General features: G+C 69.6%; 15 protein-coding genes. 12 read left to right on the top strand and 3 right to left on the bottom strand.

Annotation, left to right across the window (positions count from 1 at the left end):
• The first annotated feature begins 148 nt into the window (after positions 1–148).
• The 7 genes from ASF75_RS06830 (at position 149) to ASF75_RS06795 (ending at position 7,984) form a co-directional block, all read left to right on the top strand.
• The gene (locus tag ASF75_RS06830) at positions 149–1,855 is read left to right on the top strand and encodes a sensor histidine kinase (protein WP_056069960.1); all 1,707 of its coding nucleotides are present in this window, start codon (positions 149–151) and stop codon (positions 1,853–1,855) included.
• Positions 1,852–2,514: a response regulator gene (locus ASF75_RS06825; RefSeq protein WP_056069957.1), complete on the top strand. Its 663-nt coding sequence runs from the start codon at positions 1,852–1,854 to the stop codon at positions 2,512–2,514. The genes ASF75_RS06830 and ASF75_RS06825 overlap by 4 nt, the downstream gene beginning before the upstream one ends.
• On the top strand, positions 2,511–2,939 hold the full coding sequence (locus ASF75_RS06820) for a hypothetical protein (RefSeq protein WP_042540680.1): 429 nt from the start codon (positions 2,511–2,513) through the stop codon (positions 2,937–2,939). Before ASF75_RS06825 ends, ASF75_RS06820 begins: the two co-directional genes overlap by 4 nt.
• Before the next feature lie 661 nt (positions 2,940–3,600).
• On the top strand, positions 3,601–3,915 hold the full coding sequence (locus ASF75_RS06810; RefSeq protein ID WP_017886875.1) for an SdpI family protein: 315 nt from the start codon (positions 3,601–3,603) through the stop codon (positions 3,913–3,915).
• Positions 3,916–3,971: 56 nt separating this feature from the next.
• Positions 3,972–4,778: a hypothetical protein gene (locus ASF75_RS17625; protein ID WP_152427234.1), complete on the top strand. Its 807-nt coding sequence runs from the start codon at positions 3,972–3,974 to the stop codon at positions 4,776–4,778.
• A 281-nt stretch (positions 4,779–5,059) separates the two neighbouring features.
• On the top strand, positions 5,060–6,247 hold the full coding sequence (locus ASF75_RS06800; RefSeq protein WP_056069948.1) for a hypothetical protein: 1,188 nt from the start codon (positions 5,060–5,062) through the stop codon (positions 6,245–6,247).
• Positions 6,248–6,250: 3 nt separating this feature from the next.
• Positions 6,251–7,984 (top strand): glycosyltransferase, encoded by a 1,734-nt coding sequence (locus ASF75_RS06795; protein ID WP_082509523.1) that lies wholly within the window; start codon positions 6,251–6,253, stop codon positions 7,982–7,984.
• 16 nt (positions 7,985–8,000) lie between these two features.
• Here the strand turns inward: ASF75_RS06795 and ASF75_RS06790 are convergent, their stop codons facing one another.
• Positions 8,001–9,269, bottom strand: a complete 1,269-nt coding sequence (locus ASF75_RS06790; protein ID WP_056069942.1) for a hypothetical protein — start codon at positions 9,267–9,269, stop codon at positions 8,001–8,003.
• A gap of 271 nt (positions 9,270–9,540) precedes the next feature.
• Between ASF75_RS06790 and ASF75_RS06785 the strand changes: the two genes are divergently transcribed.
• Positions 9,541–10,374 carry an ornithine carbamoyltransferase gene (locus tag ASF75_RS06785; RefSeq protein ID WP_056069939.1) on the top strand — a complete coding sequence of 278 codons (834 nt, stop codon included), beginning with the start codon at positions 9,541–9,543 and terminating at the stop codon, positions 10,372–10,374.
• Between the two features lie 9 nt (positions 10,375–10,383).
• Positions 10,384–10,524: a hypothetical protein gene (locus tag ASF75_RS17620; RefSeq protein ID WP_156463817.1), complete on the top strand. Its 141-nt coding sequence runs from the start codon at positions 10,384–10,386 to the stop codon at positions 10,522–10,524.
• Positions 10,525–10,618: 94 nt separating this feature from the next.
• On the opposite strand, the gene ASF75_RS06780 is transcribed toward ASF75_RS17620, so the two are convergent.
• Positions 10,619–11,134, bottom strand: coding sequence for a GNAT family N-acetyltransferase (locus ASF75_RS06780; RefSeq protein ID WP_056069936.1), 516 nt, complete (start codon positions 11,132–11,134; stop codon positions 10,619–10,621).
• Positions 11,135–11,341: 207 nt separating this feature from the next.
• Here ASF75_RS06780 and ASF75_RS06775 point away from each other — a divergent pair, with 207 nt between their 5' ends.
• Both ASF75_RS06775 and ASF75_RS06770 read left to right on the top strand, forming a co-directional pair.
• Positions 11,342–11,920: a hypothetical protein gene (locus tag ASF75_RS06775; protein WP_071251287.1), complete on the top strand. Its 579-nt coding sequence runs from the start codon at positions 11,342–11,344 to the stop codon at positions 11,918–11,920.
• A gap of 224 nt (positions 11,921–12,144) precedes the next feature.
• Positions 12,145–13,572, top strand: a complete 1,428-nt coding sequence (locus tag ASF75_RS06770) for a family 20 glycosylhydrolase (protein ID WP_056069931.1) — start codon at positions 12,145–12,147, stop codon at positions 13,570–13,572.
• A gap of 74 nt (positions 13,573–13,646) precedes the next feature.
• Here ASF75_RS06770 and ASF75_RS06765 read toward each other — a convergent pair whose 3' ends face one another.
• Complete coding sequence (locus tag ASF75_RS06765; RefSeq protein ID WP_056069929.1) at positions 13,647–14,588, bottom strand: LysR family transcriptional regulator; 942 nt, start codon at positions 14,586–14,588, stop codon at positions 13,647–13,649.
• 120 nt (positions 14,589–14,708) lie between these two features.
• Here ASF75_RS06765 and ASF75_RS06760 point away from each other — a divergent pair, with 120 nt between their 5' ends.
• On the top strand, positions 14,709–15,665 hold the full coding sequence (locus ASF75_RS06760; RefSeq protein WP_056069925.1) for a putative oxygenase MesX: 957 nt from the start codon (positions 14,709–14,711) through the stop codon (positions 15,663–15,665).
• The last annotated feature ends 34 nt before the right edge of the window (positions 15,666–15,699 follow it).

Raw genomic sequence — 15,699 nt, 5'->3', positions numbered from 1 at the left:
CTCCTTCGTCCGTGTCTGGCAGTCCGGGCACGCTACGACCCGGCCTGGAGGCGCGGCGCGCTTCTGCACATTGGCGCACCATCGCGCGTTGACCGCATTCTGCGCATTGTGCGCAAGCAGGTCGGCGCACCCTCCGTACGCTGGGGTCGTGACCGACGACCGTTCACGGCGCCCCAGGCTCCGCTTCGCCACCCAGGTGCTCGTCCTGCAGCTCGCCGTGGTCGTCGCCGTCGTCGCCCTGACCAGTGCCGTGTTCGTCCGGATCGAGGTCACCCGGCTCGAGCGCGCTGCCGAGGGGACCGCACTGGCGATCGCGCAGAGCGTCGCCGCCCAGTCCGACGTCCGGGCCGCGGTCGCCCGGCTCAGCGTCGACGGCACCGACCTCGACCGAGCGACCCTCGCCGACGGGCCCGTCCAGCGTGCTGCCCTTGCCGCCCAGCGCCGGACCGGGGCGCTCTTCGTCGTGGTCACCGACGACCGGGGTGTCCGGCTGGCCCACCCCGACGTCGACCGCATCGGCGAGATGGTGAGCACCTCCCCCGACGCCGCACTCGCCGGACGCGAGACCGTGTCCTGGGCCCGCGGCACGCTCGGCGAGTCGGCGCGGGCGAAGGTGCCCGTCTCCGCACCCGCAGCCGGCGGGGCGGGGACGAGCCGCGCCTCCCGGCAGTCCACCGTCGTCGGCGAGGTGAGCGTCGGGTTCACCCGGGCACGCGTCTACGACACCCTGGTCGAGGACAGCATGCCGGTGATCGGTGCCGGGCTGGCGGCGGTCCTGCTCGCGCTGATCGCGTCGGTCCTGATCCGACGCAGGTTGGTGCGGCTGACGCTCGGGCTGCAGCCGGAGGAACTCGTGACGCTCGTGCAGAACCAGCAGGCCGTGCTCGGCGGGGTCGGTGAAGGCGTCATCGCGATCGGCCCGTCGGGGGCCGTCACCGTCTGCAACCCCGAAGCCGTGCAGTTGCTCGGGCTGGCGGACCCGGTCGGGCAGCCGGTGGGTTCCCTCGACCTGCCCGCGCCGCTCGGATCGTTGCTCGACGGGGGTTCCGCGGCCCCGGCGAGCGCCACGATCGTCGCCGGACACCGGGTGCTGCTCGTCGACGTCCGCACCGTGTCCCGCGACGGACGCGACCTTGGCCGGGTCGCTGTCCTGCGCGACCGCACCGACGTCGAAGCCCTGACCCGGCGGCTCGACGCCGTCGGAGCGATGAGCACAGCGCTCCGGGCGCAGCGCCACGAGTTCGCGAACCGACTGCACGCGATCTCGGGGCTGCTCGACATCGGCGAGACCGCACGGGCGCGGGCGTACCTGGCGGACGTGCAGGAGCGCGGGCCGCTGCGCTACCCGGTGCAGCACGCCGACCGGTTGACCGAGCCGTACCTGCAGGCGTTCCTCGGGGCGAAGGGCGTCGAGGCCGCCGAGCGCGGGGTGCTGCTGCGGATCGGGGCGGAGACGCTCGTGCAGGGGACGATCACCGAGCCGGGCGACGTCACGACCGTGCTCGGCAACCTGGTGGACAACGCGGTGACGGCGGCCCTCCGCGGGGACGAGCGCACGCGGGACGGGGGCTCCCCGTGGGTGGAGGTCGAGGTGCTCGACGACGGCACGACCCTGCACCTGTCGGTGATGGACTCCGGGCCGGGGGTGCCGGACGGTGCCGCGGACTCGCTGTTCGTCCGAAGTGCGGCGACCGCCGCGTCCGGTGACGTCGCGCAGGTGCACGGGCTCGGGATCGGACTGCCGTTGTCGCGGGAGATCGCCCGGCGGCACGGTGGCGACGTGTGGCTCGCCTCCCCCGGCGGCGACGACCACGGCGCGGTGTTCTGCGCCCGACTGGAAGGAGTGGTGTCGTGAGTTCCGTGTTCACCGTGCTGGTGGTCGACGACGACTTCCACGTCGCAGACCTGCACCGGCGGCAGGTCGACCAGGTACCGGGCTTCCGGGCGCTCGAACCCGTCGGGACCCTCGCGGGTGCTCGCTCCGCGCTGTCGGGCGGAGCCGTGGACCTGGTGCTCGTCGACGTGTACCTGCCCGACGGCAGCGGCCTCGACCTGCTGCGGTCGATCGACACCGGCGCCGACGCCTTCGTGCTGAGCGCGGCCTCGGACTCCGGCACCGTGCGCCGGGCGATGCGGAGCGGAGCGCTCGCCTACCTGATCAAGCCCTTCGCAGCCGGGGTGCTGGCCGAGCGGCTGCAGGCGTACGCGCGGTCGCGGAACGTGCTCGACGAGCGGTCGACGCTCGACCAGGAGGCCGTCGAGCGGGCGTTCCGGATCCTGCACGCCGGGGACAGCGGTGGGGCATCCCCGTCCCGGGCGGCCACTGCTGCGCTGGTGCTCGAGCAGCTCGTCGCCGGTGAAGAACGATCGGCCGCCGAGGTCGCTGCGGCGATCGGGGTCTCGCGGGCGACGGCGCAGCGGTACCTGGCGCAGCTGACGGCCGACGGGACGGTGGCGATGCAGTTGCGGTACGGGGCCGCGGGGCGGCCGGAGCACCGGTACGTGCGGCGGTGAGCGAGTTCGTCCGGTACCAGAGCGCCGTTCCCAACCGTCGCGGGCGGTTCCCGGGGGTCTTCGCCCTCGCCAACGGTCTGCAGCGGGACGGCAGGCTCAGCGACGCCGAGACCAGGTGGCTCCGAGAAGCGAACCTGCACGCGACCGCGATGTACACGGACCCGACCACGGTGCAGCCCGACTGCTACGACGAGACCCGCAACCCCGGGGCCCGGGCCTGGTTCGCCGCCGACGCCGTCGAGCTGCTCGAGATGGTCGGCCCGTACCTGGAACTCCTCGACCGCCACGGGATCCCGTGGATGCAGCTCGTGACCCGCTCGCCGGGTCGGATCGTCTACCGGGACGCGGTCCAGGTCGTCGCGGTGCCACACACGCACGCTGACGCCTGGCCCTTCCGGCCGACACGGGAGGGGCGGACGCCCTAGCCCTGTCCCTGGTCCGTGAGGCGCCATCCGGACGCCGTCTTCGTGAAGCAGAAGCTCCAGGTGCGCGTCCCGTTCATCGGCTCCGATTCCTCCGACGCTCGACTCGTCACCGTCGTGTCGACGCAGGACTCTGTCGTGTGGCCAGGGTTGAACGGCACCGATTCCGCCTTGTCCGCGACGGTGTATTCCGCAGCGTCGGGTTCCGGCACCACGCCCACGTGCTGTCGAGCGTCAACGCCTTCGTCACGTCACACCGTTGCGCCTCGGCCGCAGCGAGGTACGCCTTCGTCACCTCGACCGGAGACGCTGACGACGGCGGCAGGTCGGGCGAGCTGCACCCGGTCATCAGCGCCAGCCCAGCTGTCACCACGATGGTCGTAGCGAGGGTGCGCGTCAGGAGCGGCGAACGCCCCGGCAGCCTGCTCGTCCGCACCTGCACCCCTCACACTGCCGCCGACGGTCCGACGGTCCGGCGGTCTCGGCAAGCGAAGCGCACGACCTCGCACCAGCGCAATGAGTACCCCCACAGCCGCGCTGCCCAATTCTCGCCGACTCAACCCCTTGCGTATTTCACCGGATACCGGCAGGTTGGACTCGTGCGACGCAGCGGGTGCATTGCAAGTCCGCTTGAGCGCGCAACGACCCCGGAAGGAGACCGCACATGATCGCCATCGAGATCGTCGCCGCCGCGCTAACCGTCGTCCTAGTCGCCTTGCCGGCGCGCGGCGTCATCGGCAGGAACGGGATCGCCGGCATCCGCACCAGGGCAACCATGCGCAGCGACGAGAACTGGCTCCTCGGCCACCGCGCAGCGGTCGTCCCGACGAGCATCGCCGGTGGCGCGACGGTGGTCGTGGGCCTGGTCTCCGTCGGACTCGGACGCGCCGACGACGTTCCCGCGTTCGTCGCCTGCGCCGTCACCCTCGTCGGCGGGGCGCTTTGGAGCGTGGTCGCCGCAGGCCGCGCGACCAGATGACGGACAGGAGGCACGGGGCGGCGCCGCAAGCGGCCTCCAGACCGTCAGGTGGTCCCGTGACGATCTGCACCCGCGCGGGCATCTCGGGGCGCAGCACCGTCGGGCCGGACACCCCGGTGTGTAGATTCGACTCCATGGCGACCTGGGGGAAGTCGGGGACACAGCGCTTCGCAGCAGTGGCATCGGGGAGTTCGAGCCGCGGAAGACGTCGTCGGCTGCGGCGTGTGGTGTGGGTGCCGCTTGCGATCGGCTGCGCAGTCCTCACGCTCGCAGGATGCGCCGAAGACGAGCCCCCGGCCGTCTACCCAGACGTCCGGTGGGTTGGCGCAGCACCATCGGGGCCGCTCGAGAAGGACCCCTGGGTACGAGCAGTCCGCGCAGAGCTCGAAGCGGAGGCTGTGGCGCGCAACCGGAACGACTTCAGCATCCCCGAACTCGCTCACAGCGCGACGCCTTCCTACATCGATCGCCTCGCCAGCGTGGCGATGGAGACGCTCCGCCAGAACCACGACACCGACCTCTTCGCCGGCCCCTGGCCGTTCGCACCCACAGAGGTCGAACTGGGCAACGGGAACAACGGTGAGGACGTGGCAGCTGTCCGCGGCTGCAAGGCGCGCAACTGGACCATGACCCCGGGGCGATCGCTCGGCAGCCTCGATGCCGGGTACGGAGTCGAGTACCGGCTCGAGCGTGATGGCAACGGAGTGGTGCGAGTCGATTCGATCGCCGGGCTCCCGAACTGCGATGGTCGTGTTCCGCTCCGCGTGGCGATGTTCGATCCGGTGCCCGAGCCGTCGTCAGTGACCGATGTGAATGAACTCGTCAGGCCTGACGGAACGACCGTCGGGCGACCTCGACGATAGCCGCGGAACGCATGCCCGCACGGGCGGCCTCTGGGCGGGAGGCGAACACGTCGATCGCCTCGACGACGCGGTCGAACCGCCTCGACCGGCCGGTACGAGCACCCGACAGCCGCGTGCTCGACGTCACGTGCGGTCAGACAGACCGAGGCCCGGGTCGGCGATCGGCTGGAGGTGAGAGGATTCGCTCGCGTCCGCACTGCCGCGGCGTCCACGACTTGCGTGTCGTGCGCGGATATCGATGTCAAACAAGACCGAGTCGGCCTTGCTGTGAGGTGGCCCCAGTGGTCTTGTTGGAAGCGGAACGTGCAGGCTCCCTGCGGCGCGAGCTGGAAGCCGCCCGTGCGGACGGCCACGCGCGCACACGGCTGGAACCGTTCCCGAGTCGCGCGGGCGCACGGTGGCTGCTCCGGCTCGCGTTCGCCGTCCCGTTCCTGATCCTCGCCGTCGTCAGCGCCGACCCCACCGTGGCCGACGTCACCGTCAACCGCTCCGTCGTGGACCACGTCGCGACACTGAGTTGGGACCGGGCGGACGTCTCGTGGCTCGGTGAGCTGTACCCGCCGCTGGGCACGGTCCTGGTGCGGCTCATCCCCGGTGGCGCCGCCGGCCTCGCGGCGGCCGGGGCCCTGGTCGCCGGGATCCTGCTGCAGCAGTTGCTCGAGGCCATGGTCCAGCGACGCTTCCCGTGGTGGAAGAGCACGGTCTTCCTCGTCGCGATCGGCGCGAACCCGCTCTTCGCGTACACCGCCACGGGCAACTTCGAAGCGCTCCTCGGCATCACACTGTTCGGGATCGGCGCGATCAACATGGTCCGCTTCGTCTCCAGCCGGAACACCAAGGCGGGCTTCGAGTCCGGGATCCTCTTCATGCTCGCGGCGTTGGCGGATGCTTCGGGGCTCGTCCTCGTGGTCGCGGCGGCGATCACCGCCCCACTGCTCTCCGTCGCCCGGCGGAGCGAGTCGGGGGCGCGATGGTCGAACGTGCTCATCGTGCTGTTCCCGACGATCGCGGTCTTCGGGGCGGTGATGTTCCTCGAGGCGCTGTTCGGACGGAACCCGTTGCTGGTGTTCCAGAACGCCGTCCACTACGACCCCGCGCTCTGGGCGCTCGTCCCGGAGCTCGTCACGACACTCAACGGGCTGCTCATCCTCGCCCCGGTCGTGAGCGGTTGCGCCCTGGCGCTGCTGAGCCGGCGGCCCGGTTCGGTCCTGATCTCGGTGTTCGTCTTCGGGGCACTGATCATCGGCTACGTGGGCGGCCTCATCCCGGTGAACTCCGCGGGCAACGTGTTCCTCATCATGACGATGATGGGCATCGCCGTGGTCCCTGCCGCCCGGACCACCCGGGTGAGCGGCCTGATCGCCGCAGTGGGCGCAGCGCAGATCGTGATCGCGTGGGCGGCTGCGTTCAACCGGCCGATCACGCTGCAGTGGATGGCCGCCATCGGTGCATCGCTCGGGTGGTGGTGACGCGTGACGACCCCGCATCACTCCGGGCTCGGCCGGCACATGGCCACGTCCCGACCCGACGAACTCACCGAACTCGAGGCCTCCGGGATCGACCCGGCGTTGCAGCGCCCCGGATCCGGACAGCGGTACCTCGCCGAGGACTGGATGCCGGTGCGCGTGCTGCAGGACGGGAGCATCCTCGTCCTCACCTCCGGCCGAGCCGACGACGCCACCCTCGGCGATGCGCTGTCCGAGGAGCTCGGGGCTCCGGTCACGTTCGTCTCGGTCGACAGCTGGACGCTCCGCCGTGCCGTGCTGAGCCAGTTCCACGGCGCCGTCGCCGACGCTGCCGCGAACGAACTCCACGACCGGAACCCGACGCTCTCCGCCCGCGTCGTCTTCTCACGGTCACAGAAGGCCTCGGGCATCGTCCTCGCCGTGATCGCCGTGGCGTGCGGGATCGTCTGGCCCGTCCAGACCGCCATCGCAGCACTGATCGCAGCGAGCCTCGTGTTCCTCGCGGGGACGGGGTTCAAGTTCGTCGTCGCCACGCAGGGAGCCCGCTACGACGTCGTCGAACGGATCACCGACACCGAGGTCGCCGCTCTGGACGACGCAGATCTCCCCGGCTACACGGTCCTGGTCCCGGTGTTCCGCGAGGCGAACATCGTCGCCCAGCTGATCGACAACCTCGGCGGCCTGGACTACCCGGTACACAAGCTCGAGGTCATCATCCTGACCGAGGAAGAGGACCAGGAGACACGGGACGCGATCGCCGCGGCGAACCCACCGCCGCACTTCCGCGTCATCAGCGTGCCGAAGGGGCACCCGCAGACGAAGCCACGTGCGTGCAACGTCGGGCTCTACGTCGCGACCGGCGACTTCCTCGTGATCTACGACGCCGAGGACACCCCCGACCCCGACCAGCTGAAGAAGGCACTGATCGCGTTCGAGCGCGGTGGCGAGGCCACGGTGTGCGTGCAGGCGGCGCTGAACTACTTCAACGCCCGCGAGAACGTCCTCACCCGCATGTTCACGCTGGAGTACTCGTACTGGTTCGACTACATGCTGGCCGGTCTGGACCACGCGTCCCTGCCGATCCCCCTGGGCGGCACGTCGAACCACTTCCGCACGGCATCGCTCATCGAGCTCGGCGGCTGGGACCCCTACAACGTGACCGAGGATGCCGACCTCGGCATCCGGGCGAGCGCCGTCGGGTACCGCGTGGGCGTCATCAACTCCACCACCATGGAGGAGGCCAACACCTCGGTGCCGAACTTCATCCGGCAGCGGTCCCGCTGGATCAAGGGTTACATGCAGACCAGCTTGGTCCACGCCCGTCGGCCGCTCGCACTCGTCCGTGAGATCGGAATCGTCCGGTTCGCGGCGTTCGTCCTGCTCATCGCGGGCACCCCGGCGACGTTCCTCTGCGTGTTGCCGTTCTACGCGCTCACCGCCGTCACGTTCTTCCTGCCACGGGAGACCGTGGACGCACTGTTCCCGGTGTGGGTGCTGTGGCTGTGCCTGTTCAACTTCCTGGTCGGCAACGCGATCATGATCTACCTGTCGATGATGGGCCCGTTCAAGCGCGGGACCTTCCACCTGATCCTCTGGTCGCTCCTGAACCCCGTGTACTGGACGCTGCACTCCATCGCCGCCTACAAGGCGCTCTGGCAGCTCCTGACCCGGCCGCACTACTGGGAGAAGACGGAGCACGGGCTGACGACACAGGGGCCTGCGGCGGACACGACGAGCTGACGCGCAGGCCCTCGGCTCAGCCCACGACGAGCGTTCGTGGCGATCGGGTCCGCGCAAGGGTGACCAGGAGCGCGCCGTAGGCGACCAGGGCAGGCACGAGCATCCACGCTCCGGTCGGGACCATCGAGTAGACGACGAAGAACGCCAGGTAGACGACGAGGTTGATCGCGAGCGTGACCTGCGAAGCCCAGGTCCACATCGCTTTCGTGACGGTGTCGCCCTGATCCTGGAACGACGAGTTCAGCCACGCCCGCGACGTTCCCGAGAGCCAGCTCGATCCGTACCCGAGGAGGAAGAACGCGCCGACCGCCGTCACCACCGTGGTGACGTCCGACGGTCTCGCCACGGCGAGCACCGAAACCGCCAGGAAGCCTGCGGCCAGCGCCACTGCTGAGATCGACGTGGGCACACGGTCGTTCCCGGGGGACAGGTCCTGAGCGCGACCACGGCGCAGGTTACTGAGCAGCACGACGAGGCCGCCGCATCCGTAGGCGGCGAGCATCCATCCGTACGCGGCTTCACCGAGCTTCACGACCTCGAACACGAGCGGCGTCTCGATGATGTTGAGGACCGCGCCCGCGATGAGCAGGAGCATCCACAGCCGTGTGTAGGGCTGTCGCCAGGCCCACAGATCGGACCCTTCCACGCGAACGAGGGCGGCGAACCCCGGCAAGCGGAACCAGCTCCCCGTGCGCAGTTCGGTCGCCGTCCTCCCGCCATGATCGCGAGCCGCTCGCAACGCACGTCCGACACCGCCGTGAGCCCACATGGCTGCTCCGACGCCGACGAACATCAGCGCATTCAGGAGCAGCAACCACGTCGGCCCGATCACTGGGAGCAGTGAACCTCCCACGGCCGGCGCGACGGCGAGGGTCACTGCCGACGTCGCGCTCACCGAGCGGAGCACCACCGGACGCTCAGTGGCAGTGACCGACGAGCTCACGAGCGACAGCAGGAGCGGATTCGCAACCGCACGGACGATCATGCTCGACCCCGCGTACACGTAGACCACCCACAGGTGCTCGACGAAGAACGCCGCGCCGACCGTCATCACGGCCAGGGTGACCTGGCAACCGATCCACGCCGTGCGGACGCTCTCGATCGGAACAGCTCGAGCGATGTGACCGGCGACGAGCAGTGCCGGGACCGTCTGCGCCAGGAACAGCCCCGCGCTCGCGGTCGACCCGGCCTGGGTCTGCACGTAGACGATCAGCGCCAGGTAGGTGAACCAGTTCCCGATCCCGTACGTCAGCGACACGAGGGGGAAGAAGACGCGCAGGGGCATCGCTCTCCTCCTCACCTCCGCCGAGCCCCGCAGCCGCCGCCGACGTCCCAGCCGGCGTTGGGGCACCTCGGGTTGAGACGACAGTAGGACGCCTGCTCGCGCCTTCCCATGAGGGAGTGGAAAGGGAACCACCCAAGCGGTGCCGACGGCGCTGATGCGTTGTCGGACCGACCACACGGCGGTCTGGAGGCGCGTGGCGGCGCCGCCACGCGCCTCCAGGCCGTCATCCGGTCACGTCGGGGGCGCGCCGGCGCGTCCCTAGGGTGGTGGGGTGCGATCGCTCACCAAGCTCGATGACTGGAGCAGGTCCGACGTCGACGCCGTCTTCGACCTGGCCGACGACTACCGCGACCGCCGAGGACCAACGATGGCGGGCACCGCGGTGATGTTCTTCCCGTCCACGAGCCTGCGGACCCGGGTCACGTTCGAACGGGGCGCGTCCCTGATGGGCCTGCAGCCGATCGTGTTCCCCGACACCACGCTGGACAAGCCGGAAGCGTTGACGGACGTCGCGCAGTACCTGGCGGCGTGGGCGGACATCCTCGTCGTGCGCCATCACGACCTCGCCGTCATCGAGGGTCTGGCCGCAGCAGCGGCACTGCCCGTGGTGAACGCGATGACCGACGAGAACCACCCCTGCGAGGTGCTGTCTGACCTGTACGCGCTGCGGCAGCGAGGCGACATCTCGTCGCTCCGGTACCTGTTCGTGGGTGCTGACGGCAACATCGCTCGGGCGTGGCAGGAAGCGGCTCGGGTCCTGCAGCTCGATCTGGTCCAGTGCAGCCCCGCCGAGCTCGCTTCCCCGGGTGCGGTGTGGACGGACGACCTGGAGACCGCCGTCCGGTCAGCGGACGTGGTCCTCACCGACGGCCCCGGTCAGCACGCCCGAGCCCTCGAACCGTTCCGGATCACCGCGGCCCTGCTCGACCTCGCGCCGACAGGGGTGCTGCTCGACCCGTGTCCACCCTTCGTGCGCGGTCGGGAGTTCAGCACCGATGCGCTCGAACACCCTGCCTTCGTCGGGCACGCCTTCAAGGCCGCGCTGCTGCCGGTCCAGCAAGCCGTCATGGCACACTGCCTCGAACTGCCGTCCGCGACGCCGTAGGTTGGCGGCGTGAAGCCGAAGCCGAAGCCTGTCCGACGCAACCCGTGCTGGGCCGTCGCGCTCGTGTACCTGTTCGGGGGCGTGCTCGCGCTCGTCGCCGGTCGGATGCTCCCCTGGCAGGACCAGGACCGTCAGGACCCCGACTACTGATGCACGCGGCCGTCATGGCCGTGTCGGCATCGGGCCGGTTGGGCGGGACAACCCGCCGGTGCGGCCGTCGGACTCGCGTCCGGCTCAACATCGGCTACCGGGCCAACCCGCGTTCGTAGAGGCTGGAAGCGAGTTGGCGCCCGCCGTCGAGGGAGGTCACCGTCACATCGCGAACGTGCCGGAACCCGAGCTGGTCGTAGAAGCGCCGCAAACCCGCGTTGTCCGTCGCGCAGTCGAGACGAACGCAGGCAGCCCCACGGTCGGCAGCTCGTGCCTCGACCCACGCCAGCAGTCGTTGCCCGAGCCTGCTGCCCCGGTGCGTCTGAGCAACAGCCAGCCGGTGCAAGTACACCGCGGGACTGCTGTCCGCTCCCCATGTCTCCGGGTCGGAGTCGGACACCGTGACCATCGCCACGATCACCTGGTCCTGGCGCACCACGAAGAGACGCCCCTGCTCTGCGTCGCGCAGGAGAACGGCGTCGGGAACTGGGTCCTGCCACTGGTCGATCCCTCGCGCGCGGAGCCACTGCCGTGCGCCGTCGATGAGCGCCTGAGCCGCGGAGACATCCGCGGACGTGGCTGTTTCGACCGTCAGTACGTCTCGATCCATGGAACGACGCTACGGGAGCGGCCTCGCCGGAGAGGTGCTGAAGCGCCGCGCGCTCGTGGTCTGATGGCGATAGTTGCTCGAGGTGCAGATCGCACCTGCAAGGTTGTGCTTCGTATTGATATGCAGCACTCTGGCTGGGTTCGCCGTGATCTCGGCGACGACGCGTGGAGGAAGAACATGACGAAGGCCGCTCAACGGGGACGAGCGATGAGCACGCCACGATTCGGGCTCTCGGTGCGCAGAGCCACCACCGTCGCCCTGATGATGGCGACCATCGGTGCCGCCTTGCTCGCGATCGACAACCTGCTCGGATTCGTCAGTGCACACCTCATCGCGGCGGGCTTCGTCACGACCGTCGCGGTGGTCTCCGTGTCGGCCGGGGTGGGAGCCGCTGCGGGCGCCGCGCTCACTCGCGACGGGGCACGCGCACTCCTCGCCGTCGCCGTCGTCGGTTTCGTGGCCGCGCTGTCACCAGCGACCGAGAGCCATATGTGGCTCCCCGTGTCGATCGCGATGCAGGCCCTCGTCCCGTTGGCGTTCGCCGCGGGCGGGTTGCTCGCCCTCCACAGCCAGCGGGAGTTCGCCGCGGTTCGAGCCCTGACGGTGATGCTCCTGGGGCTCGCCGCCGCCTGGATCGTCACTGCGTTCGTCCCGGTGGCGCTCGTGGCGTTCTTGGTCGTGCAGGCGGGCACACTGCTCGTCGCGGCCGTCCTCAGCCTGGAATCCGTTCTTCGCCGGGTCCGGGGTCTTGCGCGTGAGCTGTGGTCGAGCGCGGAGGTGCGTTGAGGGGTCGGCTCACGGCTCCGCTTGACCGCGATGTCGGTGGGCCGCGATGCGCCTTCGACGTGGTTCGGATACGAACCTGCGCCGTGTGATCCACCTGCGGTAGAAAGATGGCGCCGTCTCGCGGGTCGACGACGTGCAGGGCTGAGAGGGAGCGCGTGATGGCACGTCAGAACAGGACCTCGTCCCGATCGTCCACAGCGCCTGCGCCACACCACGTCAGACGAATGGTCGCAGCCGGTCTGGCGATCGCGGTGTCTGCGGCAGCCCTGATCGGCATCGATGTGATCGCCGGGTCAGCTGCCGGGTCGACCACCTCGACGGTGACGGTCACCCAGGTCACCGCGACGACCACCGCCAGCTCCACCGGCACCGCCGTTCGCACCACCCTCAAGATCAAGAACACTGCCGCCGTGCGGAAGCCGGCTTCCTCCGCTTGGCTGTACCTGTCCGCCGGCACGAAGAAGTACACACTCGGCCGGGTCGCGGTGAAGGCACTCGCCGCTGGTTCGAGCACGTCCGTCACCGCAGTCCGCGGGACGCCCTCCCGTGCCACGGCCGGCGAGTACTCGGTCCTCGCCTGCGCCGGTGCGTACTCGGCGAAGCAGTGCCGCACGTCGACCGCGACCGTCACCACCAAGCCGACGAAGCGCGCGCGTCCGGAGACGGGCGTGATGCTCGACGTCGCTCGCGCCTACTACCCCGTGGCGCTGATCAAGCGGTACATCGACCTGCTCGCCGACGACGGTGGGCGCTTCCTGCACCTGCACCTCACCGATGACCAGAACGTCGGGATCGAGAGCACGGTGCTCGGCCAGACCCTCGCCAACGCTGATCTCGACGAAGGCGTGTACACGAGCCGTGTGACCCGTCGTCCGTTCCTGAGCGCCGCGCAGGCACGCACCATCTCCGACTACGCAGCGAGGCGGGGTGTCGCGATCGTGCCCGAGATCGACACTCCGGGCCACATGACTGCGGCATTCGACCTGCTCGAGGCGCAGCACGGCACGAAGTGGGTCGACCGCATCCGTTCGGGCGAGAACGAACTCGACACGTCGACGCCCGGGAGCCTCGCGCTGGCGAAGAAGCTGTACGCAGAGGTGCAGCGGACCTTCCCCGCCAGCCGAACCGTGCACATCGGCGGTGATGAGTGGGGCGACGACGTCTCGGCCGCCGAACGGGTCGCGTGGATGAACGCGATGGCGGCCGCTCTCGGCAACCGCGAGGTCTGGGCCTGGAACGACGGGATCGATCGGGTCGCGGTCGGGCGACTGGACCCGCGCATCCACGTCACGTACTGGAGCTTCGACGGCGACACCGAGGACGCAGCCGAGCGGCGCGAACGGCGAGCGCGACGGGCGAGTGCGGTCGACCTGCAGCAGGCCGGGATCGACATGCTCAACTACAACTCGTACTACCTGTACGAGGTACCGACCGACCTCGACCCGGCCGACAGCGAGTACACCGTCGCCGATCTCCGCGAGAACTGGTCACTCCGGACGTGGGACGGCGACTCCGGTTCGCTGCTCGCGGCTCCGATGTCGGGCGCCGCCGTCGCGATCTGGGGTGAGGACCTCGAAGACCCGCCATCTGACGCGCTCCTGCGGTGGAGCGCACCGCACGTGACGGCGATGATCGAGACCGCAGCCTCCTGACGGACGCATGTCGGGCCTCCAGGCCGATCGCTGGAACCGCCGGACTCGCCGGACTCGCCGGACTCGCCGCCTGCCTACCCGAGCGGCTCGACGCCGTAGCTGGTGACCACCGCACGCAACTCGTCCAGGTACGCCTGCGCCTGCACGGTGAGGGGAACCGAGGCATGCGCGATCCAGCCGATCTCGATGCGTTCGTCGACGTCGAGGGGGATGGCGACGATCTCGGGGTCGAGGTCGTCGCTGATGAGTCCGGTGGAGATCGTGTACCCGCCCAGGCCGATCATGAGGTTGAAGATCGTCGCCCGGTCCGAGACGCGGATCTCCCGCTTGCTCGACATCGTCGACAGGATCTCCTCGGCCAGGTAGAAGGAGTTGTTGGCACCCTGGTCGAAGGTGAGCCGAGGCAGGTCGGCGAGGTCCTCGAGGGTCGCGCGCTCCCGTGACGCGAGCGGGTTCCGCCGGGCCACGAAGATGTGCGGCTGCGCGACGAAGAGCGGCGTGAACACGACCCCGGCGTCCCGTAGCAGCTTGCCGAGCACCTGCTTGTTGAAGTCGTTGCGGTAGAGGATGCCCACCTCGCTGCGCAGGGTGCGGACGTCCTCGATGATGTCCCAGGTGCGCGTCTCACGCAGCGAGAACTCGTACTCGTCCGCAGCCGCCGCTTCGACCATCCGGACGAAGGCCTCCACCGCGAACGAGTAGTGCTGGGCGGACACCCCGAGCAGCCGACGCGACCGCTGGCCGCCGACGTACCGCTGCTCGAGCAGGGAGACCTGCTCGACGACCTGCCGGGCGTACCCGAGGAACTCGACGCCGTCGACGGTGAGCACGACCCCTCGGGCCGACCGGGTGAACAGCGGGCGCCCGATGCGCGTCTCCAGGTCCTTCATCGCCGCGGACATCGTCGGCTGCGACACGTAGAGCAGGTCGGCCGCGGCGCTGATCGAGCCCTCCGTCGCGACCTCGATGAAGTACCGGAGCTGCTGCAGGGTGATGTCGTTCGAGACCCGGGCCATAGGCCGAGGCTATACCGGTGCATAGCGTCTCGGTATTACCTGATGGCTCACCATTCCCGCCATGATCGATGCATCCTTCCCACCGCGCCCACGGGCCGCTCGACGAACAGATTGCCGACCATGGCGAACGACCTCACCTTCAGCATCACCCGGACCCGGTTCGACGAGGACTACTCCCCCGCCGACAGCTCCCGGCTGACCACGAACTTCGCCAACCTGGCGCGCGGCGAGCGCCGTCAGCAGAACCTCCGTGCTGCGCTGGAGATGATCGACGGGCGCGCGAACGAGCTGGCCGCGGCGCACGACCGCTACCGTCTGCAGCTCGACATCGTCTCGGTGGCGCTGGAGTTCTCAGACGGTGGTTCGGACGCCGAGTTCCCGTTGCTCGAGATGCTCGACGTCACGATCGTCGACCAGCACACCGGCGAGCGCCACCAGGGGATCCTCGGCAACAACTTCTCGTCGTACTTGCGCGACTACGACTTCTCGGTGCTGCTGCCGTCGTCCCCGGGCTTGCCGTCTGACTTCGGGGCGCTGCACGGGGCACTCTTCCAGCGCTTCCTGGAGTCCTCCGCGTTCCACTCGAATTTCAGTGCCGAGCCCGTCGTCTGCATCAGCGTCTCGACGAGCCAGACCTACCGCCGGAACGGGTACGTCCACCCCGTCCTCGGCGCCGAGTACGAGCACGAGCACTCCTCGCTCACCGACGACTACTTCGGCCGGATGGGCATGCGGGTCCGGTACTTCCAGCCAGCCGGGGCGGCTGCTCCGCTCGCGTTCTACACGCGCGGCGACCTGACCGGCGACTACACGGACCTCCAGCTCATCGGCACGATCGCAACCATGGAGACGTTCCAGAAGATCTACCGCCCGGAGGTCTACGCCGCGAACACCCCGGCCGGCAGCACCTACCGCCCCACCCTCGACCACACCGACTTCACGCCGACCCCGGTGACGTACGACCGCGAGGAGCGCAGCCGCCTCGGGATCACGCAGGGCCGGTGGACCGAGGAGCACCTGGTGCGGCCGCACCGCGCACTCCTCGCCCGGTGGGCTGACCTCGCCCTCGCGCACTGACTTCCTCTGCCCTTCGACTGACTGGACCATCACA

Origin of the sequence: Curtobacterium sp. Leaf154, assembly GCF_001424595.1 — a bacterium.
Lineage (GTDB): Bacteria > Actinomycetota > Actinomycetes > Actinomycetales > Microbacteriaceae > Curtobacterium > Curtobacterium poinsettiae.
This window is presented reverse-complemented; position numbering and strand designations above follow the sequence as displayed.

Coding starts and splice junctions, on each gene's coding strand:
- ASF75_RS06810 (WP_017886875.1), top strand. CDS start 3,601: ATGATCGCCATCGAGATCGTCGCCGCCGCGCTAACCGTCGTCCTAGTC.
- ASF75_RS06790 (WP_056069942.1), bottom strand. CDS start 9,269: ATGCCCCTGCGCGTCTTCTTCCCCCTCGTGTCGCTGACGTACGGGATC.
- ASF75_RS06780 (WP_056069936.1), bottom strand. CDS start 11,134: ATGGATCGAGACGTACTGACGGTCGAAACAGCCACGTCCGCGGATGTC.
- ASF75_RS06775 (WP_071251287.1), top strand. CDS start 11,342: ATGAGCACGCCACGATTCGGGCTCTCGGTGCGCAGAGCCACCACCGTC.
- ASF75_RS06770 (WP_056069931.1), top strand. CDS start 12,145: ATGGTCGCAGCCGGTCTGGCGATCGCGGTGTCTGCGGCAGCCCTGATC.
- ASF75_RS06765 (WP_056069929.1), bottom strand. CDS start 14,588: ATGGCCCGGGTCTCGAACGACATCACCCTGCAGCAGCTCCGGTACTTC.
- ASF75_RS06760 (WP_056069925.1), top strand. CDS start 14,709: ATGGCGAACGACCTCACCTTCAGCATCACCCGGACCCGGTTCGACGAG.